The organism is Mesorhizobium atlanticum, from assembly GCF_003289965.1.
Taxonomy (GTDB): Bacteria; Pseudomonadota; Alphaproteobacteria; order Rhizobiales; family Rhizobiaceae; genus Mesorhizobium; species Mesorhizobium atlanticum.
Genome location: NZ_QMBQ01000002.1, coordinates 47,121 through 60,259, shown reverse-complemented (window position 1 = coordinate 60,259; position 13,139 = coordinate 47,121). Strand labels below are relative to the sequence as shown.

14 protein-coding genes are annotated in these 13,139 nt (G+C 63.8%); 6 read left to right on the top strand and 8 right to left on the bottom strand.

Going from position 1 to position 13,139, the window contains the following annotated elements; translation table 11 throughout:
• Positions 1-26 precede the first annotated feature (26 nt).
• Positions 27-404 (top strand): hypothetical protein, encoded by a 378-nt coding sequence (locus DPM35_RS05320; protein WP_112126305.1) that lies wholly within the window; start codon positions 27-29, stop codon positions 402-404.
• Here DPM35_RS05320 and DPM35_RS05315 read toward each other — a convergent pair whose 3' ends face one another.
• The gene (locus DPM35_RS05315) at positions 405-1,700 is read right to left on the bottom strand and encodes an amidase (RefSeq protein ID WP_112126304.1); all 1,296 of its coding nucleotides are present in this window, start codon (positions 1,698-1,700) and stop codon (positions 405-407) included.
• A gap of 118 nt (positions 1,701-1,818) precedes the next feature.
• Here DPM35_RS05315 and DPM35_RS05310 point away from each other — a divergent pair, with 118 nt between their 5' ends.
• Together DPM35_RS05310 and DPM35_RS05305 are read left to right on the top strand one after the other, a co-directional pair.
• Positions 1,819-2,166, top strand: a complete 348-nt coding sequence (locus DPM35_RS05310) for a GFA family protein (protein ID WP_112127051.1) — start codon at positions 1,819-1,821, stop codon at positions 2,164-2,166.
• 158 nt (positions 2,167-2,324) lie between these two features.
• The gene (locus DPM35_RS05305) at positions 2,325-3,407 is read left to right on the top strand and encodes an Acg family FMN-binding oxidoreductase (RefSeq protein WP_112126303.1); all 1,083 of its coding nucleotides are present in this window, start codon (positions 2,325-2,327) and stop codon (positions 3,405-3,407) included.
• Positions 3,408-3,514: 107 nt separating this feature from the next.
• Here DPM35_RS05305 and DPM35_RS05300 read toward each other — a convergent pair whose 3' ends face one another.
• The 7 genes from DPM35_RS05300 to DPM35_RS05270 all read right to left on the bottom strand — a co-directional run bounded on the left by DPM35_RS05300 (position 3,515) and on the right by DPM35_RS05270 (position 10,228).
• Positions 3,515-4,618, bottom strand: a complete 1,104-nt coding sequence (locus tag DPM35_RS05300) for an ABC transporter ATP-binding protein (protein ID WP_112126302.1) — start codon at positions 4,616-4,618, stop codon at positions 3,515-3,517.
• Positions 4,618-5,721 carry an ABC transporter ATP-binding protein gene (locus DPM35_RS05295; protein ID WP_112126301.1) on the bottom strand — a complete coding sequence of 368 codons (1,104 nt, stop codon included), beginning with the start codon at positions 5,719-5,721 and terminating at the stop codon, positions 4,618-4,620. The genes DPM35_RS05300 and DPM35_RS05295 overlap by 1 nt, the downstream gene beginning before the upstream one ends.
• Entirely contained in the window at positions 5,718-5,939 is a 222-nt protein-coding gene (locus tag DPM35_RS05290) for a hypothetical protein (protein WP_112126300.1), read from the bottom strand. The genes DPM35_RS05295 and DPM35_RS05290 overlap by 4 nt, the downstream gene beginning before the upstream one ends.
• Positions 5,936-6,892 (bottom strand): carbohydrate ABC transporter permease, encoded by a 957-nt coding sequence (locus DPM35_RS05285; RefSeq protein WP_112126299.1) that lies wholly within the window; start codon positions 6,890-6,892, stop codon positions 5,936-5,938. Before DPM35_RS05285 ends, DPM35_RS05290 begins: the two co-directional genes overlap by 4 nt.
• Position 6,893: 1 nt before the next feature.
• A complete protein-coding gene (locus DPM35_RS05280) occupies positions 6,894-7,799 on the bottom strand; it encodes a carbohydrate ABC transporter permease (RefSeq protein WP_112126298.1) in 906 nt (301 codons plus the stop codon).
• Positions 7,800-7,864: 65 nt separating this feature from the next.
• Positions 7,865-9,181 (bottom strand): ABC transporter substrate-binding protein, encoded by a 1,317-nt coding sequence (locus DPM35_RS05275; RefSeq protein ID WP_112126297.1) that lies wholly within the window; start codon positions 9,179-9,181, stop codon positions 7,865-7,867.
• 393 nt (positions 9,182-9,574) lie between these two features.
• Positions 9,575-10,228 carry a TetR/AcrR family transcriptional regulator gene (locus tag DPM35_RS05270; RefSeq protein WP_112126296.1) on the bottom strand — a complete coding sequence of 218 codons (654 nt, stop codon included), beginning with the start codon at positions 10,226-10,228 and terminating at the stop codon, positions 9,575-9,577.
• Between the two features lie 271 nt (positions 10,229-10,499).
• Here DPM35_RS05270 and DPM35_RS05265 point away from each other — a divergent pair, with 271 nt between their 5' ends.
• From DPM35_RS05265 to DPM35_RS05255, 3 genes are all read left to right on the top strand, one after another.
• Complete coding sequence (locus tag DPM35_RS05265; protein ID WP_112127050.1) at positions 10,500-11,696, top strand: Tm-1-like ATP-binding domain-containing protein; 1,197 nt, start codon at positions 10,500-10,502, stop codon at positions 11,694-11,696.
• A gap of 12 nt (positions 11,697-11,708) precedes the next feature.
• Positions 11,709-12,551 (top strand): phosphoenolpyruvate hydrolase family protein, encoded by an 843-nt coding sequence (locus DPM35_RS05260; RefSeq protein ID WP_112126295.1) that lies wholly within the window; start codon positions 11,709-11,711, stop codon positions 12,549-12,551.
• Positions 12,552-12,616: 65 nt separating this feature from the next.
• The gene (locus DPM35_RS05255) at positions 12,617-13,033 is read left to right on the top strand and encodes a cupin domain-containing protein (RefSeq protein ID WP_112126294.1); all 417 of its coding nucleotides are present in this window, start codon (positions 12,617-12,619) and stop codon (positions 13,031-13,033) included.
• Positions 13,034-13,139: the final 106 nt, after the last annotated feature.

Genomic DNA, 13,139 nt, shown 5'->3' with positions numbered 1-13,139 from the left:
CCCCAATTGTCCGCGACGTTGAAAGCATGTCCCGTCGTCGCTTCGCGTTGCTTGCCACCGCCGCCTCCTTAATCGCGGTATTGCCATCGCTCGCCGTGGCCGAGAGCAGCAGTTACGTCTACTGCAGCAATGGGATTGCTTGCGTGATGGCCCCCTGCCCTTCCGGCGACGCGCTCGATCTCGCCACCGGCACGATCATCAGGGGCGTGGTGATCGACACCACCCGATTGCCGCCGTTGGACAGGGCCGCGGTCGATTTCCCGGATAAGCTTTATGCTGGAAAGATCATCGTCAGAGGGTCGATCCAGCATCGCGACGAAGGACACAACTTGCCCTGGTTGGTCGCGACCAGTGTCGAACGTGCCGCCAAGGACGATGAACGCGAGCACTGCTCGGGGCATTGATTACCTATGCAGCAGCGCCTCGACAGCGGCCGCAATGCGCAACAGGCGCCTGTCATCCCCATGCCTGCCCACCAGCATCAGTCCGGCGGGTAGCTTCGCGCCCGGCATCGGCAACGAGATCGCGCAGAGGTCGAACTGGTTGGCGACTTGGGTATTGCGTAAAAGCAGCCCTTCCGTTCTGTCGCGCAAGGCTTCGTCGCCGGCCATGGCGGCGATGGACGGCGCGACCATCGGCACGGTCGGCAATGCCAGCACATCGACTGTCTCCAGTCGTTCCGCCATGGCCGTCACAAGCTCGCCGCGACGACGGATCGTGCGGATATAGGTCGAGGCGGGAACCGCCAGCGCGCGCGACAACGGCCCGGTGACATGCGGATCGACCGGCACGGATGCGCCGCTCGCCAGCCAGTCGGCATGCACTTCGGCGCCTTCCATCGACGCGATCGTGCCGCTTTTGGTCGCCGCGCGCATCTCGGCGATGAGATCGTCGATGGACAAATCGGCGACACGCGCGCCGGCCTGCCCGATCCTGTCGATGCAGGTCTCGAACGCCGCGGCGACCTCGGCTTGCATCTCGTCGAACAAAACGCCGCGCGGGATGCCGATGCGCAAGGTCGCGAGCGATACCGGCTGAAGAGCAGCCGGCTCATCTGCGGCCATGATCGCATCGGCGATCGCGCAATCGGCGACGCTGCGGGCAAGCGGACCGATCGAATCCAGCGTTATCGACAGCGGAAAGCCGCCGGCCAAAGGCACGCGCCGCGCGGTCGGCTTGAAGCCGACGACGCCGTTGAGCGAGGCGGGGATGCGCACCGAGCCGCCAGTGTCCGAACCGATGGAGATGTCGCTTGTGCCCTCGCCGACCGCAACGCCCGCTCCCGACGACGAGCCGCCCGGAATCAGGCTGGCGCCGGCGGCATTGCCGGGCGTGCCGTAACGCAGATTGTCGCCGATCGCGGTGAAGGCGAACTCGGTCATGTTGGTCTTGCCGACAATGACGGCGCCCGCCTGGCGCAGCCTTTGCACGATCACCGCATCTCGAGCGGCAGGTGCGGCCTCGGCGCGGATCAGCGATCCGGCCGCCGTCGGCTCGCCGGCGACGTCGAACAGATCCTTGATCGAAACGATACGCCCGTCGAGCGGGCCAAGGCTGACGCCGGCTTTGCGGCGAGCGTCGGACGCATCGGCGGCTGCTCGAGCGGCCTCGGCATAAAGCTTCGTGTAGACGCGCTCATCGGCCGCGCGATTGGCAAGACGTGACAGGATGTTTTCGAGACGGTCGCGGATGGATTGCATTGTCGATGTCGGGCCTTGCAAAGTTGCGACGTCTTTTAGGCGTGGCCTGATGTTGGGCCGGCAAAGAGATAACCCGGCAAGCGTGCCTTTGCACCCTGCCAGCGATGGGAAGATGCTGATGCTGTACAAAGGCAGCTGCCACTGCGGCAAGGTGGCATTCGAGGTCAAGGGTGAGATCGGCGGCGCGGTGCGCTGCAACTGCTCGATCTGCGCGCGCAAGGGCGCGCTGCTGTGGGCCGTGCCGCATGGCAGCCTGCGCCTGGTCGCCTGGGGCGATGACCTCGGCAAATACACTTTTGGCAAGGGCTCGATCGCGCATCGTTTCTGCCGGACCTGCGGCATCCACCCTTTCGCCGAGGATGTCGGCGAAAGCGGCGAGCGGACGGCCTATATCAATATCAATTGTCTCGAGGACGTCGATCTTGCCGTGGTGGAGGTCTTCGGGTTCGACGGTCGCGCCGCTTAGAGCGTTTCAACGTTTCACGGAAACGGTCAAACGATCTAGCTCCTTGTTTTTACACAATTCCGAACGGAAAACCGCTCACACTTTTCCTGGAATTGCTCTATCAAGGGCCATTCCCGATCCGCCGCTATCTTGCCTGCGAGCTTATTCGAGAGGGCACGATGAACAGGCGAACGATGCTCGTGGGTGCAGGCGCCGTGCTTGTCACGGCCGGCTCCGGCGCCGCCGCCTGGCAATCGGCGGTCGGATCCATGACCCAATATGAGGCCTTTGCCGCCGGCCTGCGTGACCGCCTTACGCCCGATCTTGAGGCCGTCATCCGTTACGCAACCTTGGCGGCCAATAGCCATAATACGCAGCCCTGGCGGTTCCAGCTTGAAGGGCATGCAATCGAGATCCGGCCTGACCTTCAGAGGCGGACCCCGGTGGTCGACCCTGACGATCATCATCTCTATGTCAGCATGGGATGCGCCGCGGCCAATCTTATGCTCGCGGCGGCGGCGACCGGCCGCACCGGCGAGGCTTCGCTTACGGCGGACGGCAACGGAATCCGTTACGATTACCTCATGGGCGAGGCGAAAGCGGATCCGCTGACCGACGCCATTCCGAAACGCCAATCGACGCGTGCCGAATATGATGGCCGTGCCAGCCCTGCCGCGGATCTCGCCGAACTTGAGCGCGCAGCCGCTATACCGGGTGTGAGCCTGGCGCTTGTCACGGATCGGGCGCGGATGAAGCAGGTGCGGGATCTTGTCCTTGCCGGTAATGAAGACCAGATGAACGACCCCGCATTCATGCATGAGCTGAAGCAGTGGATACGCTTCAACCCGCGCAGCGCGATGGCTCGAGGCGATGGGCTCTTCTCAGCCGCGAGCGGCAGCCCGGTCCTGCCGACCAGCCTTGGCCGGATCGCCCTGGACTGGCTGTTCAGCGTCGCCCAGGAGAACCAGAAATACGCCCGTCAGATCGACTCGTCAGCAGGGGTGGCGATCTTCTTCGGCGAGCGGCCGGACCACGATCATTGGATCAGGGTCGGCCAGGCATGCCAGCGCTTCGCTTTGGCCGCGACGAGCCTGGGACTTAAGCTCGCCTTCATCAATCAGCCTGTCGAGGTCGCCCGCCTGCGCGCCGACCTGGCGGCGATTGTCGGCGAGACCCGCAGGCCGGATGTTGTGATGCGCTTCGGATATGGGCCGGCCCTGCCGTTTTCGCCAAGGAGGCCGGTGGCTTCGGTCATCGCATGAAGGTGGATGGCTGACACGGTCGGAGGCGGTTGACCCGTCCGCCAGGCTGCCCGCCGGCGCTCTCCGCCTGATCGGGCGCGGCGCGATAAGGCGGCAGGCGAAGCCTGCTATCCCGAGTGCCGCAGGCTCACCCCGCTGCCCTTGTCGAACATCACCACCTTGTCGGGATTCCAGGCAAAGCGCACGGCCTGTTCGATCGCAACATCGGTCCTGGCCGGCACGGTGGCGCGCAGCATGGTATCGCCGACCCTGAGCGTCAGGATCTTTTCCACGCCATGGTTCTCGACATCGTGGACCCGCGCCTCGACCGGCGCGCCGCTCTCCAGATGGACATCCTCCGGGCGGATGCCGAAGACGAGTGGCCGACCATCGGTCGCGCCACTCGTCCTGCCCCCGCCAAAAGTGTTGCCCGCAGTTGAAAGCGGCAGTTCGAAATTCATCGGCGCCATCACCGCGCGATCGTTGACCAGTTTGCCGTCGATCAGGTTCATCGGCGGTGAGCCGACGAAGCTCGCGACATAGGTGTCGCGCGGATTGTTGTATATCTCCTGAGGCGTGCCGGTCTGGACGATGCGGCCATGGTTGAGCACGCCGACCTTGTCGCCCATCGACATGGCCTCGATCTGGTCATGCGTGACGAACAGGAAAGTGGCGCCGAGCTGCATCTGCAAATTCTTCAGCTCCGTGCGCAGCGCCTCGCGCAGCTTGGCATCGAGCGCCGACAACGGCTCGTCCATAAGGAAGACGCGCGGCTTGCGCACGATGGCACGACCGATCGAGACGCGCTGCATCTCGCCGCCGGAAAGCCGGTCGGTCTTGCGGTCGAGCAGATGCTCGATACGAAGCGTTCGAGCGGCGCGCGCGACACGATCCTTGATCTCGGCATCCGGCAACCGGCGGATCTTCGGCTTCAGTGGGAATTCGAGGTTCTCGCGCACCGTGTAGCGCGGATAGAGCGAATATTGCTGCAGCACCAGCGCCACGTCGCGCTCCGCAGCACCCCAGCCGGCAACGTCGACGCCGTCGATCAGAACCTGACCCTCGGTCGGCTTGTCCAGCCCGGCGATCAGGCGCAGCGTCGTCGTTTTACCGGCGCCGGTTTCGCCGAGCAGCACGAAGAACTCGCCGTCGGCAATGTCGAGGTTGAGGCCGGTCAGCGCGGTGTGGCCGCCGAACTTTTTGGTGATGTTCTTGAGTTCGATATGGGCCATTACAGCCTTACTCCGAGTGACTTGCCGCTTGCCGTGTCGAAGAAATGCGCCTGCTCCGGATCGATGCGGACATGAACCCTCTCGCCGGGACCCGAGACGTAGCCGGCCTTGGTGCGCGCCCGCAGCATCGTGGAGCCGACCTTGAGGTCGACGATGTCGAAGGATCCCAACGGCTCGATGATGCTCGCCTCGACCGGCATGTAGCCGGGCGCCGCATCGTGCCGGACGAGCACGCCCTCCGGCCGGATGCCAAGCGTCAGGCCACCGCTGGAATGCCCATTGAGCTTGGACAGGAGTTGGTGGGGGAACTCGAAGCCCGCCGGCGCCTCGCCGACCGTCACCGAAGCGGCGCCGGCCTGATCCGCGACGCGGGCCTCGGCGATGTTCATCACCGGGCTGCCGACGAACTGCGCCACGAACAAGTTCGCCGGGTGCGAATAGACCTCGTCCGGCGTGCCGACCTGCTGAATGAAGCCCTCGTGCATGATGACGATGCGGTCGGCGAGGCTCATCGCCTCGATCTGGTCGTGGGTGACGTATATCGTTGTCGACCCCTGCTTCACATGCAGGCGCTTGATCTCGGCCCGCATCTCCTCGCGCAGCTTGGCGTCCAGGGCGCCGATCGGCTCGTCCATCAGCATCGCCTTCGGCCGCCGCACCAGCGCCCGGCCGATCGCCACCCGCTGCATGTCGCCGCCCGAAAGCGCCGACGGCCGCTTGTCGAGCAGGTCGGTGATACGCAGGACCCGGGCGACCTCGCGCACGGACTTGTCGACCTCGCCGCTGCTCATGCGCGTGGCGCGCAGCGGAAAGGCGACGTTCTCGAACACCGTCATATGCGGGTAGAGCGAGAAGGACTGGAACACCATGGCGATGTCGCGGTCGGCGGCCTTGAGGTGCTGCACCGGCTTGCCGTCGATCAGGATGTCGCCCTTGTCGATCGTCTCCAGCCCCGCGACCGCGCGCAGCGTGGTTGTCTTGCCGCAGCCGGACTGGCCGAGCAGCACGATGAACTCGTTGTCTGCGATGGCGAGGTTCAAATTGTGGATGACCTGGACGGCACCGAAGAATTTCTCGATGCCGCGAAGTTCGATCTGCGTCACTGCCGGGCTCCCTCATGCGTCGCGGCGCCGGTTTCCTCGCTCTGCTCAGGCGCGATCTTGGACGTGATGTTGAAGCCGATCAGCCCGATTAGGATGATCGTCACGCCGTAGGAATGCAGGTTGAGGCTCCATGGCTGGCAGAGCGCGACGATGCCGAGCACCATCAGGATCTGCGAGGCCGGCAATAGGTACTTCTCGTTGACCGCTCGAAAACTCATTTGCGGATCGCCCCGAACGTCACGCCGCGAAGCAGATGGTTGCGCAGCAGGAAGGTGAAGATCGCGACGGGCAGCAGGAACAGGAAGGTGCCGGCTGCGATCGTGGTCCAATCCGGCAGACCGGAGCCGATCTGCGACGGGATGAAGGGCGGCGCCGTCTGGGCGCGCCGGTTGGTCATGATCAGCGCGAAGGCGTACTCGTTCCAGGCGGTGATGAAGCAGAACACGGCTGTCGCCGCGATGCCGGTCGCCGCCTCCGGCAGCACGATCTTGAAGAAGGCCTGCATGCGCGTGTAGCCGTCGACGAGCGCCGCTTCCTCATATTCCTTCGGGATCTCGTCCATGAAGCCTTTCATCAGCCAGACCGAGAAGGACAGGTTGAAGGCGACGTAGAGGATGATCAGCCCGATATGCGAGTCGTTGAGGCCGACCATCCGGTACATCAGGAACATCGGGATGGCGACCACGACCGGCGGCAGCATGCGCGTCGACAGAATGAAGAACAAAAGATCCGCCTCGCCGGCGATCTTGAAGCGGGAGAAGCCATAGGCGGTGAAGGTTCCCATGCCGACCGCCAGCACCGTGCTGATCACCGCCACGATCAGGCTGTTCATGAACCGGTCGGGATATTGCGAGAGCTGAACGTCCTTGCCGACCTTCAGCACCCGCTCGCCACCGTCATAGATGCGTTTTTCCCACCACGGCGCGGCCTCGTAGACTTGCGGGTCGACGGCCTTCTGCATCTGCACGCGCTTGGTGAAGAGACGCACGAACGGCGTCACCTCCGGCTCGAACAGCACGGTCGGCGGCACGCTGACGGCGAGCTCCTTCGGCTTGAAGGCCGTCGAGGCGATCCAGTAGATCGGCGCCAGGAAGATCAGCGTCGCGACCAGCACCGCGGCAATGGCGATACGGTTGAAAGCGACCTCGGAAGAAGTGCGGACGGCGGCCATGTCAGCGCTCCTTCACCTTGTTGAGATACTTCACGTAGAGGTTGGTGATGGCCAGCACCATGATCAGCACGATGTAGGCCAGCGCGCAGGACTTGCCCGTATCCCACTGCTGGAAGGCCTGCTTGTAGAGCCGGATCGCGATCAGTTCGGCGGTCGGCTGGGTCGTCATCGTGTAGGCGATGTCGAAGGTCTTGAAGGCTTCCATGGTGCGGAAGATCAGCGCGATCAGAAGGATCGGCGAGACCAGCGGCAAGGTGATGCGCGTGAAGGTATACCACCATCCGGCGCGGTCGATCGCGGCGGCCTCGTAGAGATGCTGCGGCACCGCCGACAGGCCGGCGAGCGACAAAAGCATCACGAAGGGCGACCACATCCATATGTCGGTGATCGCGACCGCGTAGAGCGCGCTGTCGGGATTGGACAGCCAGGCGAAGTCGCCAAGCCCGAAGACATAGTTGATCGGGCCCCAGGACGGGCTGTAGAGCAGCTGCCAGAACAGGCCGACGACCGCCGCCGACATCATCATCGGCAACAAAAGCAGCGTGGTGATCAGGCCCTTCATCGGAAAGGAGCGGTTGAGCAGAAGCGCAAGGCCGAAGCCGACGACCATCTGCCCCGCCACCGAAACGATGACGTATTTCGCCGTGATGACGAAGTTGGACCAGATGTGGTCGTCGCTGAGCAGCTCGCGATAATTCTGCAGGCCGACGAATTGCCAGGGCTCCGCGCGGTTCGCGGCAAAATTGGTGAAGGAATAGCCGAGCGAATAGATCAGCGGGAAAATGTTGAAGACGATCAGAAAGACCAGCGTCGGGATGATGAACAGGTTGCGGATGGTGAGATCCGACCAGCCGCGAGCGGCAGCCCTGGACGCGGGATCGAGATTGGTGAGGGCTACCGAAGCCAACTTTGTCTCCTGAAAACAGGAATGCCGGAGGGGAAACCCTCCTCCGGCATTCTGACTGCGATACTTTACTTGTAGCGGTTGTACTTGGTGAAGGTCGCCTTCCAGTCGGCGGCGGTCTTGTCGAGCGCCTCCTGGGCGGTGCCCTTTCCGCCGACCACGAACGGATAGATGTTCTGGTTCAGCTGATCGAGCACTTCGGCGTATTCAGGCGTCGCCCAGAAGTCCTTGACCATGAACATCGTGTCGTAGAACGCCTTGTTGTAGGGCGTTGCGTTCTGGAAGGCTTCCGACTTCAGCACGGCCTGGCTGCAGGTATAGCCGCCGAGCTCGGCCCACTTCTTCTGGGTCTCGTCCTTGATGAACCACTCCAGGAACTTCATCGCCTCGTCCTTGTTCTTCGAGTACGAGATGACGGAGATGCCCTGGCCGCCGAGAGCGGCGAAGCGCTTGCCGTCCGGGCCGGCCGGGTTGGCGAAGAAGCCGGTGACGTCGGCATAGGGGTTGGTGGCCTTGTTCACCAGCGGCGGGAAGAAGGCGAAGAAGTTCATGCTCATCGCGGCGAGACCGCCGGTGATCGCCTGGTTGTCTTCCACGAAGAAGGTCTTGCCCCAGCCTGGAGGGGTGAACTTGTAGAGCTGCTTGTACATGTCGAGGCCGGCGGCGGCCTCCTTGGAGTTGGTGATGCCGTCGACCTTGTAGGTTGCGTAATCGCCGAGATCGCCGCCATAGCTGAAGATGGCGCTTTCGACGCCCATCGCCATCGCGTCATAGGAATTGTCGGTGTAGATGGCGATGCCGTATTTCTTCTGGTCTGGCCGGTGGAAGAACTCCGCTATGTCGCGCAGTTGCGCATAGGTCGTCGGCACGGCGAGATCGTAGCCATACTTCGCCTTGAAGGCTTCCTTTTCCTTCGGGTCCTCGAACCAGTCCTTGCGGTAGGACCAGCCGATCGCGTCGCCCTCGAGCGGGATCGCCCAGTACTTGCCGGACCCGCCGGGGTATTCGGCATAGTATTTGATGGTCGCCGGCGCCATCACGTCATTAAGCTTGTGCTGGTTGAAGAAGTCGGTGAGGTCGACATAGTGACCCTGCGTCGAACCGGCGCCCAGCCATTGCGAGTCGCCGACGACCAGATCGTAGGCGTCGCCATGCGCGTTGAATTCAGTGAAAGCCTTGGTCTGGAAGTCGGGCCACGGCGTTGTCTGAACCGTGACCTTCACGCCGGTCTCGGCCGTGTAGTCGTTGACGAGTTCCTGCAGGTAGTTTGCCGGATCCCATTCCGCCCAGAAGATGGTGAGTTCCTTGTCCTGCGCGCGGACGGATGTCCCGCAGGCAAGTGCCAGCCCGATACCAGCGATCACGCTGGTCACTATCTTGCGCATAGTTTTCCTCCCTTGTGCGCATTCCACCGTGTCATGCGAGCCGGCCGCGCGGCCGACCCTGGTAGTTCCTCCTGTGATGCGCCTCCCCGGTTCCGGGCCCTCCTCGCCCTGCCGGAAATGGATCGCAGCATTGACTTTTGATCCGCGTCGTCGGTCTTAATCTGGTATTACCAATTTCAGCTTGGCGTCAAGCGCTTTCTTAAGCGTCCGATATCAGCCAAACAAGCGGACCGTTGCGATATCTGACTGTTTTCCCTTGTTTTTCCTACTCTGCGATACGTGGAGCCCTTGTCGCAGGCCGCCCATCACAACTAACATTCGAAACTGACTACGCAATCTGGTCGAACCAGATAAAGCGGCTGTCGCCTTTGACGCCGCCGATATTCCTGCTCGTTACGCTCCTGATTCCGCCATCGCGGCGCGCACCAGCGCCCCCGCCGCCCATTGCGCGACAGCCATCATCTCGGCGCTTTCCAGCCCCCAGATGTCCTTCAGGACCGTGACCACCTCGACGCCGAACACCAGCGACAGCGCCTGCGCCAGGCGCCTGAACTGGCGCGGCTTCAGGCGGCCCTTGAGCGGCGCGATCGCATCCTTCAGCAGGTCGACGCGATGGCCGCGCGTGAAGGCGGGCTCCGATCCAAGCGTGCCGGCCTGGCGCCGCGCCCATTGGTCGAGGGACAGCTTCAGCGCTGCCTTGAACGTTGCCTCGAAGGCCTCGATGCGCGGCATCGCGGTGGCGAACAGATCCGCCACGCGCCGCTCGGCATCGTTGGACGCCGACTTCCAGGTGAGGATCGGGCCGAGCCCTTCGTCGACCACGGCCTGCACCAGCGCCGCCTGGCTCGGGAAATACCGGTAGGCGGTTGCGCGTGACACCTCCGCCGCCTCCGCGACCTCGCTGACCGAGGGCGTCATGCCGGACTGCATCAGCCGCGTCGCCGTTTCCAGCATCAGCCGCCTGGTGCGGGCGCGCGCCCCCTTCTCGACGGCCGGCGCCTGGGCGACCTCATCCTTGGTGACGGCTAGTTGACGTGAGACATCCATATCAATACGATACGCGCGTCTCAAAAATTTGCAATGGCGCAACGTCAGGCAATTGGGGCCCCACCAGCAACGAGGCTTTTGCCGAGGAGCTTAAGGGTGGGGCAAAAAAGAATCGGTCCCCACCAGCGACGAGGCTTTTGCCGAGGAGCTTAAGGGTGGGGCAAAAAATGAGGCCCCCACCTGCGACGAGGCTTTTGCCAAGAAGCTTGAGCGTGGGGCAAAAAAGCAGGCAGGCGGCAAGCCGACCATGCCGGATGACGGGGAAACGCGCATGAAGCGCATCTATGTGGTCGGCACCGCCGACACCAAAGGTGAGGAGCTTGCCTTCCTCGCCGATGCCGTCACTGCTGCCGGCGGCGCGGTCGTGCAGGTCGATATCGGCACGCGCCGCGCCACCGTCCCGATCGACATCCCCGCGAGCGAGGTCGCAGCGCATCACCCCAAGGGAGTCCACGCGGTTCTCGGCCTCGATGACCGCGGCGCCGCCGTTGCCGGCATGGGGGCCGCTTTCGCCAGTTTCATCCAGTCGCGCGCCGACATAGCCGGGGTAATCGGCATCGGCGGTGGCGGCGGCACCTCGATCGTCACTGCCGGCATGCGCGCGCTGCCGCTCGGCCTGCCGAAGCTCATGGTCTCGACGCTGGCCTCCGGCGATACCGCGCCTTATGTCGACGTGTCCGACATCATCATGATGCCGTCAGTGACCGACATGGCGGGACTGAACAGGCTCTCCCGCACGGTGCTGCACAATGCCGCCCAGGCGATCGCCGGCATGGCCGCGAAACCGGCGCCGATCGCCGCCGGCAAGCCGGCGCTGGGGCTCACCATGTTCGGCGTCACCACGCCTTGCGTGACCGCGATCGTCGAGCGCTTGCGCGCCGACTACGACTGCATGGTTTTTCACGCCACCGGCACCGGCGGCCGTTCGATGGAGAAGCTTGCCGATTCCGGCCTGCTGGCCGGTGTTCTCGACATCACCACGACCGAGGTCTGCGATTTGCTATTCGGCGGCGTTTTGCCGGCGACCGAGGATCGCTTCGGCGCGATCGCCCGCACCAAGCGTCCCTATATCGGCTCGGTCGGCGCGCTCGACATGGTGAATTTCTGGGCACCGCCGACAATTCCGGAGCGCTATCGCGGCCGTCTATTCTACGAGCACAATCCCAATGTCACGCTGATGCGCACCACGGCCGACGAATGCCGCAAGATCGGTGAATGGATCGGCGGGCGGCTCGCGCGCTGCGAAGGTCCGGTCCGCTTCCTGATCCCGGAAAAAGGCGTCTCGGCGCTCGACATAGAGGGCGGCGCCTTCTTCGACCCTGAAGCCGATGCGGCACTGTTCGACGCCGTGGAGCGCGCGATCGAGCCGACGAAGGACCGCACCGTGACGCGCCTGCCTCTGCACATCAACGATCCCGCCTTCGCCAAGGCCGCGGCCGAGGCTTTTCTAGACATTGCCAGCAAGTGAGAGACGACAAGCATGGCCGCCATTTCGCGCAAAACGATCCTGGAGAAATTCCGCAAGATGATCGCAGACGGCGTGCCGATCGTCGGCGGCGGCGCCGGCACCGGCCTGTCGGCCAAGGCCGAGGAAGCCGGCGGCATCGACCTGATCATCATCTACAATTCCGGCCGCTACCGCATGGCCGGGCGCGGCTCGGCCGCCGGCCTGCTGGCCTATGGCAACGCCAACGAGATCGTCAAGGAAATGGCCTATGAGGTGCTGCCGGTGGTGAAGAAGACGCCGGTGCTGGCCGGCGTCAACGGCACCGACCCCTTCGTCATCATGCCGCTGCTGCTCTCCGAGCTGAAGACGATGGGCTTTTCCGGCGTGCAGAATTTTCCGACCGTCGGCCTGTTCGACGGCACCATGCGCCAGAGCTTCGAGGAGACCGGCATGGGTTTTGGGCTCGAGGTCGACATGATCGCCGAGGCGCACAAGCTCGATCTTCTGACCACGCCCTACGTCTTCAATCCGGACGAAGCGCGCGCCATGACCAAAGCCGGCGCCGACATCGTCGTCGCCCATATGGGTGTGACGACCGGCGGCTCGATCGGCGCCACCTCGGCGAAGACGCTCGACGCCTGCGTGAACGAGATCGACTCCATCGCCGATGCGGCGCGGTCGGTGCGCAAGGATGTCATCCTGCTTTGCCATGGCGGGCCAATCTCGATACCCGACGATGCGCGCTACATCCTCGAGCGCTGCGAGGGTCTGCACGGCTTCTACGGCGCAAGCTCGATGGAACGGCTGCCGGCCGAGGCGGCAATCGCGAGGCAGACCGCGGATTTCAAGGCGGTCGCTCTAGGGCATCGGACCTAAAAGTGGAAGCCGGTTTTGGGAACATCCGGTGCCCCGACAGAAAATGAAAACGAAGGGATGAGGCAATGGCCGACAAGAGCAAGGTATTCGTCTACCCGAAGGACGTCAGCGCCTTCGGCTTCGACTGGGGCAGACTGTCGCTGACCGTCGCGCCGGAAGTGAACGGCGCTGAGCGCTTTTCTGGCGGCGTCGTCGACCTGCCGCCCGGCCAAGGCCACACCCGCCACAATCATCCCGGCGCCGAAGAGATCATCTTCGTCATCTCCGGCCATGGCGAGCAGATGGTCGAGGACGAGAAGGGCAATCCGGTGGTGGCGAAGGTCGGCCCCGGCTGCACCATCTACGTGCCGGAAAGCCGCTTCCACTCGACGCTCAACACCGGCGACCAGCCGATGCAGCTCTTCGTCGTCTATTCGCCCGCCGGGCCCGAGCTCGCGTTGCGCGACCTGCCGGATTTCAGGCTGTTGCCGGCTGGCAAATAATCTTCAGCGTCGCAGCCCCTCATCCGGCCGCTTCTCCCCGGCGGGGAGAAGAGGTGGCGCTGGCGCCGACAGGCTCCTCTCCCCTTGGGGAGAGGTCGGATTGCCC